This window comes from Luteimicrobium sp. NPDC057192 (assembly GCF_042670205.1).
Lineage (GTDB): Bacteria > Actinomycetota > Actinomycetes > Actinomycetales > Cellulomonadaceae > Luteimicrobium.
Map to the genome: position 1 here is coordinate 1 of NZ_JBHUWD010000007.1, position 24606 is coordinate 24606.

At 71.1% G+C, this 24606-nt stretch carries 16 protein-coding genes; 14 read left to right on the top strand and 2 right to left on the bottom strand.

The genetic code is table 11. From position 1 onward, the window contains the following. The coding region (locus tag ACFT5B_RS05370) for a DeoR family transcriptional regulator (RefSeq protein WP_386797038.1) at positions 1-116 on the bottom strand (116 nt) is incomplete at its 3' end. Positions 117-251: 135 nt separating this feature from the next. Here ACFT5B_RS05370 and ACFT5B_RS05375 point away from each other — a divergent pair. The 7 genes from ACFT5B_RS05375 (at position 252) to ACFT5B_RS05405 (ending at position 11038) form a co-directional block, all read left to right on the top strand. After that, positions 252-1307, top strand: a complete 1056-nt coding sequence (locus ACFT5B_RS05375; protein ID WP_386796951.1) for a LacI family DNA-binding transcriptional regulator — start codon at positions 252-254, stop codon at positions 1305-1307. A 212-nt stretch (positions 1308-1519) separates the two neighbouring features. Further along, complete coding sequence (locus ACFT5B_RS05380; RefSeq protein ID WP_386796952.1) at positions 1520-2464, top strand: carbohydrate ABC transporter permease; 945 nt, start codon at positions 1520-1522, stop codon at positions 2462-2464. A 3-nt stretch (positions 2465-2467) separates the two neighbouring features. After that, complete coding sequence (locus ACFT5B_RS05385) at positions 2468-3385, top strand: carbohydrate ABC transporter permease (RefSeq protein WP_386796953.1); 918 nt, start codon at positions 2468-2470, stop codon at positions 3383-3385. Between the two features lie 82 nt (positions 3386-3467). Next, positions 3468-4820, top strand: a complete 1353-nt coding sequence (locus tag ACFT5B_RS05390; RefSeq protein ID WP_386796954.1) for an ABC transporter substrate-binding protein — start codon at positions 3468-3470, stop codon at positions 4818-4820. A gap of 94 nt (positions 4821-4914) precedes the next feature. Further along, a complete protein-coding gene (locus tag ACFT5B_RS05395) occupies positions 4915-6987 on the top strand; it encodes a beta-galactosidase (RefSeq protein ID WP_386796955.1) in 2073 nt (690 codons plus the stop codon). A gap of 138 nt (positions 6988-7125) precedes the next feature. After that, complete coding sequence (locus tag ACFT5B_RS05400) at positions 7126-10686, top strand: glycoside hydrolase (protein ID WP_386796956.1); 3561 nt, start codon at positions 7126-7128, stop codon at positions 10684-10686. 82 nt (positions 10687-10768) lie between these two features. Further along, positions 10769-11038, top strand: coding sequence for a hypothetical protein (locus tag ACFT5B_RS05405; protein ID WP_386796957.1), 270 nt, complete (start codon positions 10769-10771; stop codon positions 11036-11038). Positions 11039-11078: 40 nt separating this feature from the next. Here ACFT5B_RS05405 and ACFT5B_RS05410 read toward each other — a convergent pair whose 3' ends face one another. Beyond that, entirely contained in the window at positions 11079-11462 is a 384-nt protein-coding gene (locus tag ACFT5B_RS05410) for a hypothetical protein (protein WP_386796958.1), read from the bottom strand. On the opposite strand from ACFT5B_RS05410, the gene ACFT5B_RS05415 reads away from it, so the two are divergent. From ACFT5B_RS05415 to ACFT5B_RS05445, 7 genes are all read left to right on the top strand, one after another. Beyond that, a complete protein-coding gene (locus ACFT5B_RS05415) occupies positions 11433-12467 on the top strand; it encodes a LacI family DNA-binding transcriptional regulator (RefSeq protein WP_386796959.1) in 1035 nt (344 codons plus the stop codon). The two genes, ACFT5B_RS05410 and ACFT5B_RS05415, sit on opposite strands and share 30 nt — an antisense overlap. A gap of 82 nt (positions 12468-12549) precedes the next feature. Then, complete coding sequence (locus tag ACFT5B_RS05420; protein ID WP_386796960.1) at positions 12550-13818, top strand: extracellular solute-binding protein; 1269 nt, start codon at positions 12550-12552, stop codon at positions 13816-13818. Between the two features lie 100 nt (positions 13819-13918). Further along, positions 13919-14893 (top strand): carbohydrate ABC transporter permease, encoded by a 975-nt coding sequence (locus ACFT5B_RS05425; RefSeq protein ID WP_386796961.1) that lies wholly within the window; start codon positions 13919-13921, stop codon positions 14891-14893. A 2-nt stretch (positions 14894-14895) separates the two neighbouring features. After that, entirely contained in the window at positions 14896-15714 is an 819-nt protein-coding gene (locus tag ACFT5B_RS05430) for a carbohydrate ABC transporter permease (protein WP_386796962.1), read from the top strand. A 57-nt stretch (positions 15715-15771) separates the two neighbouring features. Further along, positions 15772-17505 (top strand): amylo-alpha-1,6-glucosidase, encoded by a 1734-nt coding sequence (locus ACFT5B_RS05435; RefSeq protein WP_386796963.1) that lies wholly within the window; start codon positions 15772-15774, stop codon positions 17503-17505. 128 nt (positions 17506-17633) lie between these two features. Next, positions 17634-20417 carry a LamG-like jellyroll fold domain-containing protein gene (locus tag ACFT5B_RS05440; RefSeq protein WP_386796964.1) on the top strand — a complete coding sequence of 928 codons (2784 nt, stop codon included), beginning with the start codon at positions 17634-17636 and terminating at the stop codon, positions 20415-20417. An 8-nt stretch (positions 20418-20425) separates the two neighbouring features. After that, the gene (locus tag ACFT5B_RS05445) at positions 20426-24448 is read left to right on the top strand and encodes a LamG-like jellyroll fold domain-containing protein (protein ID WP_386796965.1); all 4023 of its coding nucleotides are present in this window, start codon (positions 20426-20428) and stop codon (positions 24446-24448) included. The last annotated feature ends 158 nt before the right edge of the window (positions 24449-24606 follow it).

Below are 24606 nucleotides of genomic sequence, written 5' to 3' on the forward strand. Positions count from 1 at the left end.
TCGCGGCGGATCGTCGCTTCGGAGGCGCCGACCAGGGTGGCGAGGTCGTGCAGGGAGACCAGGCCGTGCTCGTTCACGTGCTCGACGATCGCGCGTCGGCGGGTGAAGGGATGCATCGCTGTTCTCCGTCGTCAGGTGCAGAGGCCGGCCGGTCGCCCGCCCCGCTCTGGATGTTAACGTCACCAATCATGCGATCCCAACCTGACAGCGACGGACAGATGCCGACCGTCCGCGCGGATATGCTCGGTCCCATGTCGACCGAGGGCGGGCCGCGCGCAGGCCGGGCACGGGGGCGCACGAGGATCGGTCCGTCGATCGGCGACGTGGCCCGCGAGGCGGGCGTCTCCGCGCAGACGGTCTCCCGGGTCTCCACCGGCGCGGACAACGTCCGGCCGGACACCCGCCAGCGCGTCCTCGACGCCATGGAGAAGCTGGGCTACTCGCCCAACCATGCGGCGCGCGCGCTGCGGTACGGGAGCTTCGGGGCGATCGGGATCATCGCCCACCAGCTCGCGCGCACCGGCGAGTCGCGCACCGTCGAGGCCGTGGTCGAGGCGGCGCGCCAGAAGGGCTACACCACGAGCCTGGTCGACGTCCGCTCGCCCTCGTCGACGGACCTCGACGACGCGGTCAAGCAGCTCGACCACCAGTCGATCGACGGCCTCGTGATCATCCGTGCCGAGACGGCCACGCCCGACTCGCTCGCTCTGCCGCGGCGCCTCCCGGTCGCGGTCTCGGACTCGCGCTTCGTCGGGCACCATCCCGCGGTCGGCGCGGACCAGCGCGGCGGCACGCTGGCGGCGGTCGAGCACCTGCTGGGCCTCGGCCACCGGACCGTCCATCACCTCGCCGGCCCCGAGGAGTCGGCGCCTGCCGAGGTTCGCGTCCAGGTCTGGCGCGAGGCCCTGCGCGACGCGAGCCGCGACGTGCCCGAGCCGCTCCGCGGCGACTGGACCTCGCGGTCCGGGTACGAGCTCGGCGTCCGCGTCGCCGACGACCCGGCCGTGACCGCGGTCTTCGCCGCGAACGACGAGATGGCCGCCGGCCTCATGCGCGCGCTCTACGAGCGCGGGCTGCGCGTGCCCGACGACGTGAGCGTCGTCGGGTTCGACGGCATCCCCCTCGCCGAGTACTTCTGGCCGCCGCTCACGACCGTCCGCCAGGACTTCCACCGGATCGGCGAGGAGCTCGTCGCGCTGCTCGCGCGCCAGCTCGAGGGCGAGGTCATGACCGACCACCGGACGGTCGTCCCGACCGAGCTCGTGGTGCGGGCGAGCACCACGACCCCGGGCCGACGGGGTTCGTAGCCTGAGGTGTGCCTTCGCGCCGTCCGGGCACGGCGCGGTCGGCGCGCGGCGCACCGGGCGCGCGCGGCTCATCGTCACCGAACCGTGATCACGCGCGGTTGACGACCCGGCCCATGTGAATGCATGATCGGTTCTGTTCATGTTTACGCAAACATCTGTGCTCCGCTGACATGAATGGTGACGTCACCATGTGGAGCACCCCGAGGAAGAGGTTGACGACGATGTCCCAAGCGGCTCCCGCGGTCACACGTGCCGCGGACACCGGGCCCGTCCGACGGCGCCGTGCGGTCTCAGCCCGGCACCGGTGGACCGGCTGGGGGTTCCTCGGCCCGTTCGCGCTCGTGTTCGCGCTCGTGTTCCTCGCGCCCCTGGTCTACTCGATCTACCTGAGCCTGTTCCGCAACCAGCTCGTCGGCGGGAACTCGTTCGTGGGGCTCGACAACTACACGCAGGCGCTGCAGGACCCCGAGTTCTGGTCCGGCTTCGGCCGGGTCGCCCTGTTCCTCGTGGTGCAGGTGCCGATCATGCTCGGCATCGCGCTCCTCGTGGCGCTGGCGATCGACAGCGGGCGGCTCTACGGCAAGACCTTCTTCCGGATCTCGATCTTCATGCCGTACGCGGTCCCCGCCGTCGTCGCGAGCCTGCTCTGGGGCTTCATGTACGGCTCGCGGTTCGGGCTCGTCGGGAACCTCAACGACGCGTTCGGGTGGCACCTGCCCAACCCGCTCGCCCCGAGCTGGATCCTCGCCTCGATCGGCAACATCGTCACGTGGGAGTTCGTCGGCTACAACATGCTGATCTTCTACGCGGCGCTCCGCGTCATCCCGACGTCGCTGTACGAGGCGGCCGAGATCGACGGGGCGAGCCAGTGGCGCATCGTCCGGCACATCAAGGTGCCGGCCATCCGCGGCTCGCTCGTCATCGCGACGATCTTCTCGATCATCGGCAGCTTCCAGCTCTTCAACGAGCCGAGCATCCTCAAGTCGCTCGCGCCGAACTCGATCTCCACCTACTTCACGCCCAACCTGTACGCGTACTCGCTGTCCTTCTCCGGGCAGCAGTACAACTACTCGGCGACGATCGCGATCGTCATGGGCGTCATCACGATGATCATCGCCTACGCGGTCCAGCTGCGTGGCATGCGACGGGGGAACTGACCCATGGCCGCGAGCACCCTCTCCCCGCGCGTCACGCGCCCCGCGACCGCCGGCCGTCGTCGGACGCACAGCGTCGACAAGCCGCGCCGGTCGGTCACGCTCACCGTCCTGACCTGCATCGTCCTCCTGTACGCGCTGGTCCCGCTGGCGTGGCTCGTCATCAACTCCACGAAGACCCAGGCGGGCCTGTTCTCGTCGTTCGGGCTCTGGTTCGACAGCGACTTCGCCCTGTGGAGCAACATCCACGACACGCTGACCTACGACAACGGCATCTTCCTGCGCTGGCTGCTCAACACCCTGCTGTACGTGGTGGTGGGCGCCGGGGGAGCCACGCTCCTCGCGACCCTCGGCGGGTACGCGATGGCGAAGTTCAGCTTTCCCGGCAAGAAGGCCGTGTTCGCCGTCGTCATCGGCGCGGTCGCGGTGCCCGGGACGGCGCTCGCCGTGCCGACGTTCCTCCTGTTCAGCAAGCTCGGGCTCACCAACACGCCGTGGGCGGTGATCCTGCCCTCGCTGATCTCGCCCTTCGGGCTCTACCTCATGTGGGTGTTCGCGAACGACGCGATCCCCACCGAGCTGCTCGAGGCCGCCCGCATGGACGGCGCGGGCGAGGTCCGGACGTTCTTCAAGGTCAGCGCCCCGCTGCTCGCCCCGGGCCTCGTCACGGTCCTGCTGTTCACGATGGTCGCGACGTGGAACAACTACTTCCTTCCGCTGATCATGCTCAAGGACCCCCACTGGTACCCGCTCGTGCTCGGGCTCAACCAGTGGAACGCGCAGGCGGCGACCGCCGGCGGCCAGGCGATCTTCAACCTCGTCATCACCGGCTCGCTCCTCACGATCGTGCCGCTCATCGCGGCCTTCCTGCTGCTCCAGCGCTTCTGGCAGTCCGGCCTCGCGGCCGGCGGCGTCAAGGAGTGAGCCTCACCCACCGCGCGCCCGCGCACCCCGAGGCCGGCCGCGCCCGTCCGGTCTCGACCACGAAGAAGTGAGAGGAATCCCCATGTCCCGCATCACCCGACGCAGCCGGCTCCTCGCCGGTGGCGCGATCGTCGGAGCCCTGTCGCTCGCGCTCGCCGCGTGCAGCAGCTCCTCCGACGACTCCGGCAGCACGCCGAAGCCCGCGAACACGTCCGCGGTCGAGGACGCGCTCGCCAAGGGCGGCTCCATCACGGTGTGGGCGTGGGAGCCCACCCTCAAGGACGTCGTCCCCGCGTTCGAGAAGAAGTACCCGAACGTCAAGGTGAACCTCGTGAACGCCGGCACCGGCAACGACCAGTACACCGCGCTGCAGAACGCGATCAAGGCCGGCAAGGGCGTGCCCGACGTCGCGCAGATCGAGTACTACGCGCTGCCGCAGTTCGCGCTCGGCAAGTCCGTGGCCGACCTCAGCGAGTTCGGTGCGGCGTCGCTCGACGGCACCTTCACGCCCGGGCCGTGGAACTCGGTCAAGCAGGGGAACGCGATCGACGGCCTGCCCATGGACTCGGGCCCCATGGCGCTCTTCTACAACAAGAAGGTCTTCGACAAGTACAAGCTGACCGTCCCGACGACGTGGGACGAGTACGTCGCGGACGCGCAGAAGCTCCACGCCGCGAACCCCAAGGCGTACATCACCAACGACACCGGTGACGCCGGCTTCACGACCAGCATGATCTGGCAGGCCGGCGGCAAGCCGTACACCGTCGACGGCACGAACGTGAAGATCGACTTCACGAACGACGCCGGGACGCAGAAGTTCGCGTCGACCTGGCAGAAGCTCCTCGACGGCAAGCTCGTCGCCCCCGTCAGCTCCTGGAGCGACGAGTGGTACAAGGGCCTCGGCGACGGCACGATCGCGACCCTCGCGATCGGCGCCTGGATGCCCGCCAACCTCGAGTCGGGCGTGCCCGCCGCGAAGGGCGACTGGCGGGTCGCGCCGCTGCCGCAGTGGACGGCCGGCGAGAAGGCCAGCTCCGAGAACGGCGGCTCGTCGCTCGCCGTGACCGACGCCAGCAGCAACAAGGCGCTCGCGTACGCGTTCACGAAGTTCGCGACCGTCGACGAGGGCGTCCAGATCCGAGTCGACGGCGGCGCCTTCCCGGCGACGACCGCGACCCTGAAGTCGCAGGACTTCCTGTCGGCCACGTCCGACTATTTCGGCGGCCAGAAGATCAACGAGGTCCTCGCGCAGTCGGCGGAGGACGTCGTGACGGGCTGGAGCTACCTGCCCTTCCAGGTCTACGCGAACTCGATCTTCAACGACACCGTCGGCAAGGCCTACAACGGCGGCACGACGCTCACCGACGGTCTTAAGGCGTGGCAGGACAAGTCGGTCGAGTACGGCAACCAGCAGGGCTTCTCGGTCAACAAGTAGCCCGCACCCCCGCGGCCGACGGCGACGCCGTCGGCCGCGGGGGCCCGGCGCCGACCGCGCCGCCACCACGAGCCCCACCCCGGAGGACAGACCCATGACACCGCCCGTCCAGCACCGCTGGCTCCGCCGGCCGGCCCAGGACAGTCGCCTCGCCGACGCCTCCGCCGACGGCGCCCTGCGCGTGGCCTACGGCGCCGACTACAACCCGGAGCAGTGGCCCCGGGAGGTGTGGGCGGAGGACGCGCGCCTCATGCGGGAGGCCGGCGTGAACATCGTGACGCTGGCCGTCTTCAGCTGGGCCAAGCTGCAGCCGGCCGCCGACACGTGGGACTTCGCGTGGCTCGACGAGGTCATGGACCTCATGCACGCGAACGGGATCGCGGTCGACCTCGCCACCGCGACCGCCTCGCCGCCGCCGTGGCTCACGACCGCGCACCCCGAGATCCTGCCCGTGAACGAGCGTGGCGAGACCCTGTGGCCGGGTGCGCGCCAGCACTGGCGGCCCACCTCGCCGGTGTTCCGCGAGCACGCGCTCCGGCTCGTGCGCGCGATGGCGGAGCGGTACGGCGACCACCCGGCGCTGGTCGCGTGGCACGTGTCCAACGAGCTCGGCTGCCACAACGTGTACGACTACTCGTCGGACGCGGCGGACGCGTTCCGGTCCTGGCTGCGCGACCGGTACAAGACGTCCGACGCGCTCAACGACGCGTGGGGGACGAGCTTCTGGTCCCAGCGCTACGGGTCGTTCGACGAGGTGCTGCCGCCCCGTCTCGCGGCGAGCTACCCCAACCCGACGCAGCAGCTCGACTTCAAGCGGTTCTCGTCCGACGCGCTGCGCGACCACTTCCGCGCCGAGGCCGCCGTGCTCCGCCGGCTCACGCCGGACGTCCCGGTGACGACGAACTTCATGGTCATGGGCGAGACGCGCGGCATGGACTACGCCGACTGGGCGGCGGACCTCGACTTCGTGTCGAACGACCACTACCGCCAGGCCGTCGAGCGCGCGGACGACGAGCTGTCGTTCTCCGCGAACCTCACGTCCGGCATCGCCGGCGGCAAGCCGTGGTACCTCATGGAGCACGCCACGAGCGCCGTCAACTGGCAGGACGTCAACCTGCCGAAGAGCACCGCGATGCTGCTGCACGACGCGCTCACGCACGTCGCGCACGGAGCGGACGCCGTGTGCTTCTTCCAGTGGCGCGCGTCGGCGTCGGGCGCCGAGAAGTACCACTCGGGGATGCTCCCGCACGCCGGACCCGACTCGGAGCTCTTCCGCGGCGTCGTCCGGCTGGGCCGGACGCTCGAGGCGCTCGCGCCCGTCGTGGGCTCGGTGCGTGAGGCCGCGCCCGTCGCGATCCTGTTCGACTGGGACTCGTGGTGGGCGAGCGAGCTCGACTCGCACCCCACCTCGCTGCTGCGGTACCGGCAGGAGGCGCTCGACTGGTACGGCGCGCTCCTCGACGCGGGCGTCCGGGCGGACGTCGTCCCGGTGGACGCCGACCTGTCGGGCTACGCGATGGTCGTCGCGCCCGTGCTGTACCTCGTGCCGGAGGAGACCGCCGAGCGCCTGCGCACCTACGTCGAGGACGGCGGCCACCTCGTCGCCACGTACTTCTCGGGGATCGCCGACGCCGACGACCGGATCTACCTCGGCGGCTACCCGGGTGCGCTGCGCGACGTCCTCGGCGTCCGCGTCGAGGAGTTCGCGCCGCTGCTCGAGGGCGACTCCGTGCGCCTGTCGACCGGCGCGGTCGGCACGCTGTGGAGCGAGCCGGTCCAGCTCACGGACCCCGCCACCGCGGTGGTCGCGTCGTACCTGTCCGGGCCGCTCGCCGGCCGCCCCGCGGTCACCCGGCGTTCCGCCGGCCGCGGGTCCGCGGCCTACGTGTCGACCCGGCTCGGCGTCGAGGGCATCGCGACCGTGCTGCCCTCGCTGCTCGACGGCGCCGAGGTCGCGAGCGAGCTCCCGGCGTCCGCGCGGGGCACCGTCGAGCGGGTCGTCCGGACGGACGGCACCGACACGTTCGTCTTCCTCGTGAACCGCACCGCGGGCCGCGTCACCGTCGCCGCCCCGGGCGAGCTCCTCGTGGGCGAGCGCGACGACGGCGTGGTCGCGCTGGGCGCGCACGGTGTCGCCGTCCTGCGCACCGGGCCCGCCACCTCCTGACCCGACGCCCCCTCCGCCCGGGCGCTGCCCGCGGAGGGGGCGTCGTCGCCAGGGATGGTGACGTCACCATCCCTGGCTGAGGGCGCCGTCGGCGGCCCCCTCGATCCTGTTCCGCAACGATGCAGAGAGGCTCGACCCATGGCACCACTGAAGGAACCCGGCGGCGCGTCGCGACGCCGGAGCCGGAAGGCGGGAGCCGGCGTCGCCGGCGCGGCCGCCGCAGCCCTGGCGCTCACCGGCACCGTCGCGGGCACCGCAGCCGCGGCCCCGACGGCGCAGCCCACCGCCGCGGCCGCCGCGGCCACCGATCCGGGCCTCGTGATCACGCCCGACGCGTCGCAGCAGGGACCCGCGTTCGAGGGTTGGGGCACGAGCCTCGCCTGGTTCGCCGAGGTCAGCGGCGGCTACTCCGACGAGGTGAAGGACAAGCTCGCCGACCTCGTGTTCGGCGAGGACGGCCTGAACCTCAACATCGCGCGCTTCAACATCGGCGGCGGCAACGCGCCCGACGTCCCCGCGTACCTGCGGCCGGGCGGCGCGATCCCGGGCTGGTGGAAGGCGCCCGCCGGGACGACGCGCACCGACGTCGACTGGTGGGACCCCGACGACCCGGCCGACTGGAACTGGGACGCCGACCCCAACCAGACCTGGTGGATCGACAAGGTCAAGCAGCTCGACGCCACCAAGGACCAGCCCACGACGTGGGAGGCGTTCAGCAACTCCCCGCCGTGGTTCATGACGACGAGCGGCTACGTGTCCGGCAGCTTCGGCGCCACGACCGACCAGCTCAAGACCGGCTCGGTCGACGACTACACGCGCTACCTCACCGAGGTCGTGGACCACCTCGAGCAGTCCCACGGGATCAGCTTCGCGTCGATCGACCCGTTCAACGAGCCCAACACCAACTACTGGGGCACGACGCTCGGCAGCGACGGCAACCCGACGGGCGGCCGCCAGGAGGGCGCGCACATGAGCCCGGCGCTCATGTCGAAGGTCGCGGTCTCGCTGCAGGCCGCGCTCGGTTCCTCGAGCACCAGGGCGCAGATCGCGGCCATGGACGAGACGAACCCGGGCACGTTCGTCACCGACTGGTTCGGCTACACCGACGCGGCCCGCGCGGCCGTGAGCCGGCTCAACGTCCACACGTACGGGACCGGGCAGCGCACCGCCGTCCGCGACATCGCCAAGGCGGTCGACAAGCCGCTGTGGATGAGCGAGGTCGAGGGCTCGTGGGGGAGCGGGCAGAGCTTCACGAGCATGGACCCGGGCATCGGCATGGCGTCCCACATCACCGACGACCTGCGCGAGCTCGACCCGTCGGCGTGGGTGCTGTGGCAGCCCGTCGAGGACTACGACAACATGGCGCCCGGCGGCGAGAGCGCGGCCGGTGCGAACTGGGGCGAGATCCAGATGCCGTTCGACTGCACGTCGACCGACACGCTCGCGGACTGCCAGATCCGGACCAACACCAAGTTCGACACCATCCGGAACTTCACGCACTACATCCGCCCCGGCGACCACCTCGTGCCCACGAACGACACCGCCAGCACCGCCGCGGTGGACGCGTCGGGCACGGGCGCGACGGTCGTCCACACCAACGACGCGACGAGCGCCCAGACCCTCACGCTCGACCTCGGGACGTTCGCGCACACCGAGGGCGCGACGGTCACGCCCGTCGTCACCTCGGCCGACGGCGCGCTCGTGACGGGGAAGGCGGTCGCCGTCGTCGACGGCGCGGCCACGCTCACCGCGCCCCCCCGCTCGGTCACGACGTTCGTCGTGCACGGCGTGTCCGGCGTCGCGAAGGACGCACCGGTCGTCCAGGACGGGCACGTCTACCGGCTCGCCGGCGTCCAGAGCGGGCGCTCGCTCGCCACGACCGACGACGGCGCGTCCGCGGTCATCCGCACGTCCGACGACGCCGCGGCGGGTCAGCTCTGGCGCTTCACCAAGCTCGCGGGCGGCGACAGCACGCGTGCCACGTACCGGGTGACCTCCGCGTCGACCGGGGCCGTGCTCGCCGTCGACGGCACGGGTGCGCTGGTGCTCACGAAGGACGCCGCAGCCTCCGCGGCCGCGACGGCCCGCTGGTCGCTGTCCACGACCGGTGACGGCACGTACGTGCTGGTCAACGTCGGACGGACCGCGGTGCTCGAGGTCGGTGGCCAGAAGACGGCGGACGGCTCGCCCGTCGACGTCTACCAGCCGAACTCCGGCGCGAACCAGCGGTGGACGATCGTCGACGACACGGTGCTGTCGACCCGGCCGGTCGCCGTCTACACCGTCCCCGGCCGTACCCCCGACCTGCCCGCGACGGTGACGCCCGTCTACCCCGACGGTGCGCGGGGCGCGCTGCCGGTGACGTGGAAGATCCCGAACGGGAACCCGTGGAAGAAGGCCGGAACGGTCACCGTGGCGGGCACCGCGACCACGGCCCTGGGTGAGAGCGTCGCAGCGACCGCGACCGTCACGATCGACACCCTGGCGTCGTCCGAGCCGGCGCGCGCCAAGACGTACGTCGGTGCGGCGCCCGAGCTGCCGGCCACCGTCACGGCGGTGACGACGGGCGGGGTCGAGGTCTCGCGGCCCGTCACCTGGGACACGGCGCCGTCGGGCGCGTACGACCAGGTGGGGGTCGTGACACTCACGGGGAAGGTCGCCACGCTCGACGGCACCGACCTCGCCGCGACGGTTCGCATCCAGGTCACGAAGCCCGTGCTCGCCAACGTCGCGGCGGACCCCGGGACCACCGTGGCCGCCTCGTACACGGAGAGCGGCTACCCGGCGACCAACGTCATCAACGGCGTCACCACCGAGAAGGGCTGGTCGACCTGGAAGTCCGGCACGCAGGACGCGAGCGAGACGCTCACGTTCGGGCTGCCCGAGACCCAGGACGTCGGCGCGGTCAAGGTCTACTTCTACAAGGACGGCTCGAACGTGAGCTGGTCCGACTCCGTCCAGGTGCAGCAGCAGGCCGCCGACGGGACGTGGAAGGCCGTGAGCGCCGACGTGCCGGTCACGGCGAGCGGGAGCGCGGCGCCCGTCGTCGAGGTGCCCGTCACGTCCGGGAGCCCGACCACGACGCTCCGGGTCCTGTTCACCAACCCGGCCGGCGGGCGGTACCTCACCGTGAGCGAGGTGCAGCTCCTCGCGAAGTCGCCCGGGCAGTCGTCCGACGCGACGCTCGCGTCCCTGACCACGGGCGGGACCGGCGTGCCCGGGTTCTCGCCCGACCGGACCGACTACACCGTCGCCGCCACGAACGGCGGGATCCCCCAGGTCGGGGCCGTCGCCGCCGACCCGTACGCCGACGTGACCGTCCGGCAGGCGACCGGCGACCCCGCGACCGCGAAGGTCACCGTCCGCAGCGAGGACGGGACCGCGTCGACGACGTACACCGTGACGCTCACGGTACGCACCTGGGACCCGAAGGCCGTCTACGACACCGGCGACCTCGTCTCGTCTGGCGGGTCCGTCTGGCTCGCGTCGTGGTGGACGCAGAACCAGAAGCCCGGCGACGTGAACGGGCCGTGGCAGGAGCTCGCCCAGACGGCGGACGGCACGGCGCTCTGGACCGGGTCGCGGATCTTCGACACCGGGGACCAGGTCGAGTACCAGGGTGCGACGTACGTCGCGCAGTGGTGGACCCGGAACCAGGTGCCAGGCGCGGCGAACGGCCCCTGGAAGAAGGTGAGCTGACCCAAGCCCGACGACGGGCCGGCCGCTCCGCAGAGCGGCCGGCCCGTTCGCCGACGGTGACGCCCCGTCCGCCGACGGTGACGTGCTGTTCGCCGACGGTGACGTGCTGTTCGCCGAGGGTGACGTCGCGTTCGCCGAGGGTGACGTCCTGCTCGCCGAGGGTGACGTCCCGTTCGCCGACGGTGACGTCGCGTTGGCCGACGGTGACGTCCCGTTCGCCGACGGTGACGTCCCGTTCGCCGACGGTGACACTCCGTTGGCCGAGGGTGACGTCGGCTGGGTTCGCGCGCGCGTGCGGCGAGCGGGTTCGGGCTGTCGCGCTTCGGCCCGAGGTGCCGTGCGCACTCCTTGACGCCCTTCGCCACCTCCCCGCGCCCACGCGCTTGCCTGCCTCAAGCGCCGCCTCCCAACGCAGCGTCACCCTCGGCGAACGGGGCGCCACCGTCGGCGAACGCAGCGTCACCCTCGGCGAACGCAGCGTCACCCTGGGCGAACGCAACGTCACCCTCGGCGAACGCAACGTCACCCTCGGCGAACGGAGCGTCACCTTCGGCGAACGGAGTGTCACCCTCGGCGAACGGAAGGTCACCGTCAGCGGCTCGGTTTCGTCGGGGAGGGGTTGACAGCAGCGGGCGCAGGGCGGTTAGTATCTCGCCATCGATGTGAGCGTTCACATCAACCCCGACCACCGCAGCTCGGATCGCCCCAGGGCTTTCGAACCGGTTCGACGATGAAACGGAGACCCGATGACCACCATCGGCGACGTCGCCCGTCACGCGGGCGTCTCCCGCTCCACCGTCTCGTACGCGCTCTCGGGCAAGCGCACGATCTCGGCGGAGACCCGTGAGCGGATCGAGCGCGCGGTCGCCGAGCTGGGCTTCACCCCGAACGCGGGGGCGCGGGCACTCAAGACGTCGCAGACGATGGTCCTGGGGCTGCTGCTGCAGTTCCACGTGGACGAGTTCGCGCCGGCGATGCTCCAGTACGTGCTGCCGGTCTCCCAGGCGGCGCGGTCCGAGGGCTACGACATCCTCATGGTCACGGACCCCGACGGGCCGCATGCGATCCACCGGATCGGCGACTCCGACATGGTCGACGGCTTCGTCCTCCTGGACGTCACCTCCGAGGACCCCCGGATCCCGTCGTTGCGCGAGGTGCGCCAGCCCGGCGTCCTCATCGGGCTGCCGCGCGACACGCGCGAGCTCGACGTGATCGACCTCGACTTCGGCGAGGCCGCGCGCATGTTGGTCGACCACCTGAACGAGCGTGGGCACCGCGAGATCGTCCTGGTCTCGCCGCCGCACCACGTCGTCGAACGCGGCGGCTCGTACGTGTGGCGGTTCCGGGACGCCGCGATCGAGCGCGCCGCCCGCTACGGGCTGCAGATCCACGCGTACTACGGCGAGTCCCGCTCACCGGCGATCGGGGAGAGCGTCAACGCGATCCTCGACGCCCACCCGGCGGCGACGGGCCTCGTCGTCCACAACGACGCGACGATCGCCGCGCTCCCCGGCATCCTGCGGGACCGCGGCCTGCGCGTACCGGACGACCTCAGCGTCGTCTCCCTGTACTCGCGCGACTTCGGCGAGGAGTTCTCGCTCCCGTTCACCGCGGTCGAGTCCGCGGCCGACGAGCTCGGCCGCAGCGGCGTGGCCCAGCTCGTCCGCCGCATCACCCGAGCCCCGGACGCCGGCCCGCCGGTCGCCCGGTTCGTCGCACCGGTCCTCCGGGACCGCGGAAGCACCCGACCGGTCGCCGCGACACGTTCGACACACCACTGAGCCCGCGCTCTCCACTGGCTGTCGAATCGGTTCGCCAACGCCGCCCCACCATGACACAGCACGATTCAGAGAGGAACCTCCTGTGATCACCACCCGCTCCACCCGCCTCGCGAAGGTGGCCGGCGTCGCAGCCGGTGCCGCCCTCGTCACCACGCTCGCCGCCTGCAGCAGCGACTCGCCCAGCTCGGGCGACGACTCGTCGTCGGCGAAGCTCACGACCGTCACCTTCTGGGACCCGTACCCCCAGTACGACGACACCTCCGACTGGGCGAAGTACGTCCAGGCGTGCGCACCGGCGGGCACGACGCTCAAGCGCACGACCGCGCCGACGGCCGACCTGCTCAACAACCTCACGACCGCGGTCAAGGAGGGCAACGCGCCCGACGTCATCCTGCTCGACAACCCGGCCGTGCCGGAGGCGGCGAGCTCGGGTCTGCTGGCCCCGGCCTCGGACGTCGGCATCGACACGTCGGGCTTCGACGCCAACCTCGCCGGTCCCGGCACGGTTGACGACGTCACCTACGGCGTCCCGGTCGGCGCCAACACCCTGGGCCTCTACTACAACAAGGACATCCTGGACAAGGCCGGCGTCGACCCGTCGACGCTGACCTCGTGGGACGGCCTGAACGCGGCCCTCGAGAAGGTCACGAAGGCCGGCTCCAAGGGCATCACGTTCGCGGGCATCTCCGGCGAGGAGGGCGTCTTCCAGTTCCTGCCCTGGTTCTGGGGCGCCGGGGCGAACCTCAAGGACCCGGGCTCGGCGCAGGCGACCGAGGCCGGCCAGCTCCTGTCCGACTGGATCGGCAAGGGCTATGCCCCCAAGTCGGCGACGACGGACAACCAGTCCGCCTCGTGGGACCTGTTCCTCACGGGCAAGTACGCGTTCGCGGAGAACGGCTCCTGGTTCGCGAAGGCCGCCTCGGAGCAGAAGTTCCACGCCGTGATGGTGCCGATCCCCGGCAAGGCCGAGGGCGCCGCACCGGTCCCCACGGGCGGTGAGTTCGCGCTCGCGCCGATGCAGAAGAAGGACTCCTCGGCGCACTACGCGAACGCCAAGCAGGTCATCGACTGCCTGGTCGGCAAGGACAACCAGGTCAAGACGGCGGACGCGCTCGGCTACTTCGCCGCGAACAAGGACCTGCGCCAGACGCAGATCGCGTCCGACAAGATCTGGACGCCGTGGGCTGCCGCGATCGAGAGCGCGCAGGGCCGCACGAGCGACCTCGGCGCCCAGTACACGGTGACGTCGGCGGCGATCTCGACCGCGCTGCAGACCTCGCTCAATGCCGCCGGTGACTCGGGTCAGGTCGGGGACGCGTTCAAGCAGGCCGCCCAGGACGCCCAGGGCTGACCCGCCTCGACCGGGTGCGGCGGCGGCCGACGCACGCTCGCCGCCGCCGCGCCCGACCCGCACGACCGTTCCACCCGTACGACGACGAATGGTGAGACCCGTGGGCATCCACACCCCCGCACCTGCGCCCTCGCTCGAGCCGGCGCTCGAGGCGCAGCGTGCCGAGCTCGGCGACGCGCCGCCGCGGCGCCGCAGGATCAGGCCCAGCACGTGGGCCGGCCTCGCGTTCGTGGCACCGCTCGTGATCTACCTGGCGCTGCTCTACGCCTACCCGCTCTACGAGAACGTGTCGATGAGCCTGCACCGGTTCACGCGTGCCACGTTCGTCACGGGCCAGGCCCCGTTCGTCGGGCTCGACATCTACCGCGAGGTGATCGGCTCGCCGCAGTTCTGGCCGATCGTCCGACAGACGGCGACGTTCGTCATCGTGTCGCTGGTCTTCCAGTACGCGATCGGACTGGCGCTGGCGGTGTTCTTCCGGCGCGGCTTCCCGCTCTCGGGCCTGCTGCGCGGCCTGTTCCTCGTGCCGTGGCTGCTGCCGATCATCGTCTCGGCGACGACGTGGCAGTGGATGATGGACGCCGACTCGGGGATCATCAACCGCCTGCTCGGCGTGTTCGGCGTCGACCCGGTGTGGTGGCTCAATGCCGACCACTCGCTGTGGGCCGTGACGATCGCGAACATCTGGCTCGGGATCCCGTTCAACCTCGTGATCCTCTACTCGGGGCTGCAGAACGTTCCGGCCGACCTGTACGAGGCGGCGTCGCTCGACGGCGCGGGCGCGTGGCGCCAGTTCTGGTCCATCACGTTCCCGCTGCTGCGCCCGGTCACCGCCATCACGCTGCTGCTCGGGTTCGTCTACACGCTCAAGGTCGTCGACATCGTCTGGATCATGACGATGGGCACCGGTACCTCGCAGACCCTCGCGACCTGGGCCTACTCGATGGCCTTCGGCAAGGGGACGTCGGCCGTCATCAAGTACTCCCAGGCCTCCGCCGTCGGCTCGATCCTGCTGCTGGTCGCGCTGGTCATGGGCTTCGTCTACCTGTTCGTCCAGCGCCGCCAGGAGGACTGACCATGGACCGCGTCACCCGCACCTGGTGGAAGACCGTGCTCGGGGTCGTGCTGACCGCCGTCATGCTCTTCCCGCTCTACTGGATGATCAACGTCTCGCTGACCGAGCGCGGGGCGATCCGCAACGGGGACCTCTACCCCAAGGCGTTCACGCTCGAGCACTACGACGTCGTGCTGCACGACCAGCTCCCGTACCTGGGCACGAGCATCCTCGTGGGCGTCGGCACGGTCGTGCTGACGCTCGCGATCTCCGCGCCCGCCGCGTACGCGCTGTCGCGGCTCGTGCTTCCCGGTCGCCGCGTGCTGAGCTTCCTGCTGATCGTCGCCCAGATGATCCCGGCCGTCGTGATGGCGCTCGGCTTCTACACCATCTACACGAACCTCGGGATCCTCGACACCGTGCCTGGGCTGATCCTGGCCGACTCCACGATCGCGGTCCCGTTCGGCGTCATGCTCTTCGCCGCGTTCATGACGGGGATCCCGCGCGAGCTGTTGCAGGCCGCCCAGATCGACGGCGCGTCGTACTGGCGGACGTTCCGGTCCGTCGTGATGCCGGTCGCGCGGAACTCCGCGGTGACGGTCGGGCTGTTCGCGTTCCTGTGGGCGTGGTCGGACTTCCTGTTCGCGTCGACCCTCAACCGCGACGGCGGCAAGCTGCGCCCGATCACGATGGGCCTGTACGACTACATCGGCTCGCAGAACCAGCAGTGGGGCGAGCTCATGGCGACCGCCGTCCTCGCGTCGATCCCGACCGCGATCCTCCTGCTCGTCGCCCAGCGCTACGTCGCCGCCGGCGTGACCGCGGGCGCCGTCAAGGACTGACGGGCGCCCCGGCCCCGTACTCACCACCCCACCGTCACCACCTCAGCGAGGACCTCCATGGACCACCGCGGCGCGCCCGCCACCCTGACCTTCGACCTGCGCGAGATCCCGTTCTCGACGCGCGGCTCCTGGCTCGACCTGTCTCCCGTGACCGCCCTGCACACGACGACCGACGCGGTCCACCTCGTGTCGCACCGCAACGGGATGCACGGCGTCCTGCGGCTCGAGCCCGTCCGCGGCGGCGACGTCGTCGACGCCGGGTGGCACGCGCAGCCGAGCGTCTTCACGTGGTCGGCGCCCGGGGCGGACGGGCGGGACGGCACGGTCGAGGCCGTGTTCGACGGGCTCGAGACGCTGCGCCTGCGGGGCACGGGCCTCGGGCTCCGGCTCGCCGACGCCGCCGCGGGACTGACTCCCTTCACGGGCACCTACCTCTACGTCGACCCGGTCGACGACGCCGTCGTGTTCACGTCCTACGAGACCGGACGCCGGTACCGGGTGACGTCGCTGCGGGGCGCCGTGGACGTCGTCGGCGGGGAGGCGCTGGGCGTCGCCGAGCGCGCCGTCGTGCTGGGGGCCGACGGCGGCCCGTGGGAGGCGACGGTCGAGGAGACGACGTCCGGGGCGCCCGCGTACGAGGCGGCGCGGTCGTTCGACGCGGCCGTCGCCGCGGTGTCGAGCGCGTTCGGCGCGTACGTCGACGCGGTCGCGCCGTGGCGCGACGAGCGGACGCCGGCCGCCGAGCTCGCCGCCTACGTCCTGTGGTCGGCGACGGTCGCGCCGGAGGGCTTCGCGACCCGCGAGTCCGTCCTGATGTCGAAGCACTGGATGGACAAGCTCTGGAGCTGGGACCACTGCTTCAACGCGCTCGCGCTCGCCCCCGGCCTGCCCGACGCCGCGCTCGACCAGTTCCTCGCGCCGTTCGACCACCAGGACGCGTGCGGCGCGCTGCCGGACTCGATCACGCACTCCGAGGTGCTCTACAACTACGTGAAGCCGCCGATCCACGGCTGGGCGCTGCGCCGTCTGCGGGCGACGGCCGGCCGCGAGCTCACGCGGGACGAGCTCACCGAGGTCCACGACCGGCTGGCCCGCTGGTCGCGATTCTGGCTCGAGCGCCGTCGGCGACCCGGCCACGCCCTGCCCTACTACCAGCACGGCAACGACAGCGGCTGGGACAACGCGACGACGTTCGACCGGGACCGCGTCATCGAGTCGCCCGACCTCGCCGGCTTCCTCGCGCTCCAGCTCGAGGTGCTCGCGGACCTGTCCGAGGAGCTCGGGCGGCCCGCCGAGACGTGGAAGGGCGCGCGGGACGCGCTGCTCGAGGCGCTGCTCGACGAGCTCTGGACCGGCAGCGAGCTCGTCGCGGTCGGCGCGCTGTCGGGGGAGCGGAGCACGGCGACGAGCCTGCTCAATCTCCTGCCCCTCGTGCTCGGCGACCGGCTGCCCGCCGACGTCCGGACGGCGCTCGCGGACCGCCTCGTCACCCACCTCACCGAGCACGGCCCCGCGACGGAGCCGGTGACCTCGCCGCACTACGAGGACGACGGCTACTGGCGCGGGCCGATCTGGGCGCCGTCGACCGCGCTGATCGAGGACGGGCTCCGGGTCTCGGGCTTCACCGAGCTCGCCGACACCGTGAGCGCGCGGTTCCGCGCGCTCTGCGAGCGCTCGGGCTTCGCCGAGAACTTCGACGCCCGCACGGGCGCGGGTCTGCGGGACCGCGCCTACACCTGGACGGCCGCGGTGTACCTGACGCTCGCCGCCGACCACGTCCGGCGCGGCTGAGCGGGCCGCGGATAACCGAGCGACGAGAACGACCGGGAGGAGGTGCGCGGCCGGCGCCGTGTGAGCGCTCACATCAATTGCTCGTAGCGCAGGACTGACACACCAACGGATGCAAGGGAGCACCAACGATGTCCAGATCCACCCACCACCGCGGCCGCGGCGCGGTCCGGCCGGCGGCGATCGCCGCCGCCCTCGCGACCGCCTCCTTCGGGCTCGCTGTCGCGACGCCGACCGCCCAGGCGGCCGATGCGCCGAACCCCGTGGCGATGTCGTCCGATCCCGCGGACACCCTCGTCGTCCACGCCGACCAGCCCTTCCGCGACGTGACCCACGTCGCGTCCGGCTCGCTCTACGGGCTGGCGGACGCGACCAAGCCGAGCCTCGACCTCGCCCGGGCGATCAAGCCGAGCGAGTTCGTCATGAAGCCGTCGGGCGGCACGCAGCAGGCCACGGGCGACATCCTCGTGACTGCGCCCGTCTCGGATGCCCTCGGCGCCAAGGTCGTCGACCGCCTCTCCGACTACTACCCGGGCTGGCCCTACCGGTTCAGCTGGGACACCTGGGACGACGTCGTCCGGAACGAGCTCGCCAAGGTCAACCCGGCGACGGTCCCGAACCTCGCCGCGTACGCGCCGTGGAACGAGTCCGACGGGACGTGGAACACCGCGGCGAACGGCTCGTTCGAGGACTTCTGGACTCACACGTACCGGCTGATCCGGTCGATCGATCCCACGACCCCGATCCAGGGCCCGTCCTTCTCGGACAACATCTCCGACATGGACAACTTCCTCAAGAACGCGGTCGAGACCGACACCGTGCCCGACATCCTGGCCTGGCACGAGCTGATCCGGTCGTCGAAGATCCAAGGCGACGTCGAGACGGTCCGCGCGCTCGAGAAGAAGTACGGCATCGGCCCGCTGCCGATCGACATCGAGGAGTACGCGGCGCCGGCCGAGGTGGGCATCCCCGGCTCGCTGGTCGGCTACGTCGCGAAGTTCGAGCGGTTCGGGATCCGCAACGCAGAGCTCCCGTTCTGGAACCAGTCCGGGACGCTCGGCGACCTGCTCACCGGGCAGGGTGGCACGCCGAACGGTGCCTACTGGCTCTACACCTGGTACGCCGACATGAGCGGGAAGATGGTCACCACCACTCCGCCGTCAGGCGGTGCGCCCCTGTTCGACGGCGCCGCGTCCGTGACCGCCGACAAGAAGCGGGTCGAGGTCATCGCGGGCGGGAACTCCGGCCCGACGACGATCCAGGTCGCCGGGCTCGACACCACGAAGGTCGGCAAGCGGGTCGACGTCACGCTCGAGTACACGCCGACGTACGGGCGCACGGTGCCGGTGTCCGGACCGGTGACGATCTCGACGACGCGCTACGAGGTGGGCGACGACGGGACGATCTCCGTGCCCGTCGTCATGAACCCGGCGTACGGGTACCACGTCGTCGTCCAACGCGCACACGGCAAGGCGACCGATCTCTCCGGCACGTACCGGATCTCGAACGGCAACAGCGGGCTCGCGCTCGCCGCGTCCAGCGCCGACGCGGGCAGCGGCGTCACGCAGGTCCCCGGCGCGAGCGGTGCCGGCCAGCGCTGGACCTTCGTCGACGAGGGCCGTGGCCTGTACAAGGTGGTCGACGGCGACGGGCTCGTGCTCGGCACGAAGGACGCCTCGACCGCGAACGGCGCAGCCGCCGTCGTCGGAGCCGACGACCAGACCACGAACCAGCTGTGGCAGCCGATCCCCGACGGGAAGGGCGGCTACCGCCTGGCCAACGCGACCACCGGACTCGTCCTCGCGGTCGGCTCGATGAGCAAGGACGCGGGTGCGCCCGTCGTCCAGTGGACCGACGGTTCGGTCACCTCGGGCTGCACCGCCGACGGCCCGCGCGTGCCGGGGAAGGTCGGAAAGGCGCTCAGCTTCTGCAACACGGCCTCGTACGCCACGCTGCCCACGGGTGCGCTCAGCAGCCTCGCCGGGGACTACACCGTCTCCATGTGGGTGAACCCCGCATCGAACGCGTCGTGGTCGCGCGTCTTCGACATCGGCTCGAGCTCGTCCGCGAGCATGTTCCTCACGCTCAACAACGGCAGCACGCTCCGGTACGCCATCACGACGGGTAGCGGCGCGGGCGGCGAGCAGCGGATCGACGGGACGGGCCTCCTGCCGCTGAACCAGTGGTCCCTGCTGACCGTCACGCTCTCCGGCACCACCGGGACCCTGTACGTGAACGGCAAGGTCGTCGGCACGAACACCACCATGACGAACCACCCGTCCGCCTTCGGCCAGAGCACGCGCAACTACATCGGCAAGTCGCAGTACTCGAGCGACGCGCCGCTCAACGCGACCGTCGACGACTTCAACGTGTACTCGCGCGCCCTGAGCGCGTCCGAGGTGGCCGCCCTCGCGGCCGGCCAGCCCGGGGCGGGCGACGTCGTGCACTACGCGTTCGACGAGACGAGCGGCGCCAAGCTCGTCGACTCGTCCGGCGCGGGCCGCGACGGCACGGTCGTGGTGGCCAACGGCGCGACCACGACCACGGCCTCCGACGAGGCCACCGCCGACCACTTCTGGACGCTCACCCGGTACCCGGAGGTCGAGGCCGTCTCGGTCGCCCACGGCGACACGGTGTCGGGCAAGGTCACGTTCCGGGTGGACCTCGCCGGGAACGCCGAGGACCTGTCTCACACGTCGATCGAGCTGAACAAGGGCCCGTCGCACGCGTGGGTCACCGACAACACGGTGGCGGCAGGCGGCAGTCACGTCAGCGGGCTGCGCCCGACCCTCGTGGTCGACACCGCGGCGCTCGCGGACGGCGCGTACGGACTGAAGGTCGAGGTCGTGAGCACGAGCGGCCTCACGACGGAGAAGACGGTCGCGTTCTCGATCGACAACACCTCCGCGAGGTAGCAGCCCCCATGACCCACCGGATGCAAGGGAGCATCAGCATGGACCCGACAACACCAGGCAGCGGTCGAGGGCGCACGCCCCGAACGCTCCGAAGACTCACCGCGGCGGGGGCGAGCACCGCGCTCGCCGTCGTCGGTCTGGCGCCGCTGGTCGCCGGACCCTCCCAGGCGGCGGAGCCGCCCGGGGTCGCGGCGTCGGTGCCCGCACCCGTCGTCGACTACACGTTCGACGACGCGGGGCCGGGCGTCGCGACGCTGCACAACTCCGGCTCGGGCGGTGCCGCGTACGACGGGACGGTCGTGAACGCGGCCAAGCTCGGCACCGGGACGCGTGACGGCGCTGGCACGCTCGCGCTCCCCGGCGGGCCGCAGGGCACCACGGACTCGACCATGCCGTACGTCAAGATCCCCAACGGCCTCTACCAGGGCGCGAAGGGCGTCACGGTCTCGACGTGGGTCAAGTGGGACGGGAAGAACGTCACCTCCGTCGCGCCGTGGACGTTCATCCTCGGTGGCGACAAGCTCCCGAACAACAACTACGGCGTGTTCTGGGCGCCGTCGGAGAACGGGAAGAACAGCGCGGCCGCCAACGACGGCCCCGAGTACAAGCTCAACGCGGCCGACGCGCTGCCGGCGGACCGCTGGATGCACCTCACGCTCACCGAGGACGGCTCGCAGCTCGTCATGTACGTCAACGGCGTGAAGACCGACGCGCGGTCCGCGCCGCTCGACTTCGCGAAGCTGTACTCGGCGTCGAGCACCTATTCGGGGCTCATCGGCCGGACCCAGTGGACCCAGCAGTACGCGACCTACTTCGGAGGACAGCTTGACGACTTCCGGGTCTACGACACCGCGCTCACGGCCGAGCAGGTCGCCGGGCTCGGCGAGGAGGTCGCGACCATGACCGGAGTGGCGCCCGGCGGGGTTCAGGTCACGACGGCGACCGGCGTCGCCCCGACCCTGCCCGCCACGGTGAACGCGACGTACAGCGACGACTACGACCGGCCCGTCGCCGTGACGTGGGACGCGGTCGACCCGGCGTCGTACGCGAAGGCCGGGACGTTCACGGTCCGCGGCACGACGGCGGTGGGCGCGGTCACGGCGACCGTCGAGGTCAAGACCGACAACCAGGTCGACATCGACCTCGCCAGGACCACGGGCGACTTCATGGGCGGCGCCGTCGGGACCCTGTACGGGCTCTACGGGCAGGACATCCCGTCGAACAACGTGATCGACGGGATCAAGCTGCGGACTGTGGCGACGAAGGCCCAGGACGGTCCGCAGCACCCGGGTGCGGACGCGCTCGAGGTGCTCAAGCCGCTGGTCGACTCGTCGGGCGGTGACGTCTACATCTACATGACGGACATCTACCGCGGCTTCCCGTACGAGTGGCCGGGCGACACCCCGCAGGCACGTCTCGCCGACTACGAGGCGAAGATGACCAAGCAGGTCGAGCAGGTCGCGACCCTCCCGGAGAAGTACCGGAGCCACGTCGTCTTCGTGCCGTTCAACGAGCCCGAGGGCAACATGTTCGGGACCGGCACCTGGAGCTACAACAAGATCTCCTGGCTGAACGACCCGCAGTACTACTTCAAGGCGTGGGACGACGCGTACGCGCTCATCAAGGCCGAGCTCCCCGACGCGCGGATCGCGGGCCCCAACACGAGCGTGCTGTACACGCAGATGCAGGGCTTCCTCAAGCATGCGCTCGCGCAGGGCACCATGCCCGACGTCATCACCTGGCACGAGCTGAGCAACCCGGCATCGATCCGCACCAACGTCGCGAAGTTCCGGTCGTGGGAGGACACCCTCTACGCGGGCACGGCCTACGAGGGCAAGCACCTGCCGATCAACATCGACGAGTACGCGTTCAACTACCACACGTCGGTTCCAGGCCAGATGATCCAGTGGGTCTCCGCGCTCGAGGACGCCAAGGTCGACGGCGACGTCGCGTACTGGAACATCGACGGCAACATCTCCGACTCGGCCGTCCAGGCCAACCGGGGCAACGGCCAGTGGTGGCTCTTCAACGCGTACGGCCAGATGACCGGCAAGACCGTCCAGGTCACGCCGCCGCACCCGAACCAGAGCTACACGCTCCAGGGCGTCGCGACCCTCGACACCTCGCGCAGGCAGGCGAAGGCGATCATCGGCGGGGCGTCGGGCAACTCGCTCGTCAACTTCCAGCACGTCGACGCAGCGACGTTCGGGTCGACCGTGCACGTGTCCGTCAAGGAGATCGGCTGGTCGGGGCAGGTCGGCGACTCGGCCGGGCCGCGCGACGTCGCGGAGCTGAACGTCCCCGTGCAGTCGGGGTCCGTGGCGCTCGCGTTCGGCGAGGGCGACCTCCCGGTGCTCGACGCCGAGTCGGCGTACGTCATCACCGTGACGCCGGGCGCGAAGGCCGACGCCACGACCGTCGCTCCCGACCTGTGGCGGGGCACGTACGAGGCCGAGGACGCGGCCCACACCGGCAGCGGCTACACGAAGAACGGCCCGGAGGGGACGACGTCGAACGTCAGCGGGTTCTACACGTCCGGCGGCTACGACGTCGGCGGCCTGCGGGCCGGCTCGGACGTGAGGCTCGCCTTCACGGTCGACGTTCCGCAGGACGGCACCTACGACCTCAGCGTCTTCGCCAACTCCCTCAACACCTACGGCCTCGTCGCCGAGCAGGGCCCGACCAACGTGTTCCTCACGGTCGACGGCAAGGCCGAGCAGGAGCTCTACCTCACGCTCGGCTACAAGTGGGTGGTCTGGGACCACACCGACACGACCGTCGACCTCACGAAGGGCACGCACACGATCACGCTCGCGGCCAAGAGCCTCGACGGGTCGAAGGGGACGAAGGGCGACGCGATCGTCGACAAGATCGACCTGTCGCTGCCGAACCCGAAGGCGACCCACGCGGTGTACGAGGGCGAGGACGCCGAGCTCGACGGCGCCACGGCCGACTACTCCCGCACGGGCGTCTCCGGTTCGGGTGCGGCCGCGCTCGGCGCCGACGGCTCGGCCACCTTCTGGGTCTACGCGAAGGACGACGCCGAGCGCTCGCTCTCGGTCGACACGGTCGGCTCGGGTACGGCGACCTTGACCGTCAACGGGCAGGCGGTCGGCGCGATCGGCTCGCCCGTGACCGTCCCGGTGTTCCTGTCCGGGGGCATCAACAAGGTCACGCTCACGGGGACGGGCGGCAACCTGCTCGTCGACCGCGTCCGGATCGGGGCGTCCGGTGGGCGTCTCGCGGCCACGACGGTCCAGGGCGAGGACGCCACGCTGTCGGGCGGCGCGAAGGTCGCGTCGTACCCGCTCGCCGACGGCGGCAAGGCCGTCACCGGCATCGGCGGCGAGCCCGGCAACGACAGCACCGCCACGTTCCGGGTGTCCGCGAAGGCGGCGGGCACCTACGCCGTCACCGTGCGGTACTCGAACGGCGAGCAGTCGGTGGCGTCGCACTACAACCCCGACCCGCTCGCCCGGCACGCCGAGGTCGCCGTCAACGGCGGGGACACGCAGCGCGTGTGGTTCCCGTTCACGTTCCACGACGACAACTTCTACGAGCTGACGTTCTACGCGACCCTGGCGAAGGGCGCCAACACGCTGACGTTCAGCTCGGAGGAGCTGCCGGACTTCGACGGCACCACGTACATCTCCGACACCTACCCGGACATCGACCTGCGGTCGTCGTGGGCGCCGAACATCGACGCGCTCACGGTGACGGCGTTCGCGGACGCGTCGGCGATCCCGGCCGCCTGGGACGCGAAGGCCGTCTACCAGGCCGGCGCCTCGGTGGCCTACGCCGGGTCGGTCTGGACGGCGTCGTGGTGGACCCAGAACCAGAAGCCCGGCGACCCGTACGGGCCGTGGCAGGAGATCGTGACCTCGGTCGACGGGACCGCGGTGTGGACCGCCACGCGGATCTTCGACACCGGCGACCGGGTCGTCTACCAGGGCTCGACCTACGTCGCGAAGTGGTGGACCCGGAACCAGAAGCCGGGCGACCCGAACGGCCCCTGGAAGAAGGTCGGCTGACCACCGGGCAGCACGACGACGGCGGCGTCACCCTCGCGGAGGGTGGCGCCGCCGTCGGCGTGCAGGACCCGGCTTGCCGTTCCCTGCGTGACCGGCGGGCCGCGGCGTGTCGCCGTCGGCGGGCCCCGCGCGACCGCCGGCGGGGGGACCCTACGCTG

What these genes read in the sequence shown, in the direction of transcription:
- ACFT5B_RS05375 (WP_386796951.1), top strand. Translation starts at nt 252, where the DNA reads ATGTCGACCGAGGGCGGGCCGCGCGCAGGCCGGGCACGGGGGCGCACG.
- ACFT5B_RS05385 (WP_386796953.1), top strand. Translation starts at nt 2,468, where the DNA reads ATGGCCGCGAGCACCCTCTCCCCGCGCGTCACGCGCCCCGCGACCGCC.
- ACFT5B_RS05390 (WP_386796954.1), top strand. Translation starts at nt 3,468, where the DNA reads ATGTCCCGCATCACCCGACGCAGCCGGCTCCTCGCCGGTGGCGCGATC.
- ACFT5B_RS05395 (WP_386796955.1), top strand. Translation starts at nt 4,915, where the DNA reads ATGACACCGCCCGTCCAGCACCGCTGGCTCCGCCGGCCGGCCCAGGAC.
- ACFT5B_RS05400 (WP_386796956.1), top strand. Translation starts at nt 7,126, where the DNA reads ATGGCACCACTGAAGGAACCCGGCGGCGCGTCGCGACGCCGGAGCCGG.
- ACFT5B_RS05415 (WP_386796959.1), top strand. Translation starts at nt 11,433, where the DNA reads ATGACCACCATCGGCGACGTCGCCCGTCACGCGGGCGTCTCCCGCTCC.
- ACFT5B_RS05430 (WP_386796962.1), top strand. Translation starts at nt 14,896, where the DNA reads ATGGACCGCGTCACCCGCACCTGGTGGAAGACCGTGCTCGGGGTCGTG.
- ACFT5B_RS05435 (WP_386796963.1), top strand. Translation starts at nt 15,772, where the DNA reads ATGGACCACCGCGGCGCGCCCGCCACCCTGACCTTCGACCTGCGCGAG.
- ACFT5B_RS05440 (WP_386796964.1), top strand. Translation starts at nt 17,634, where the DNA reads ATGTCCAGATCCACCCACCACCGCGGCCGCGGCGCGGTCCGGCCGGCG.
- ACFT5B_RS05445 (WP_386796965.1), top strand. Translation starts at nt 20,426, where the DNA reads ATGACCCACCGGATGCAAGGGAGCATCAGCATGGACCCGACAACACCA.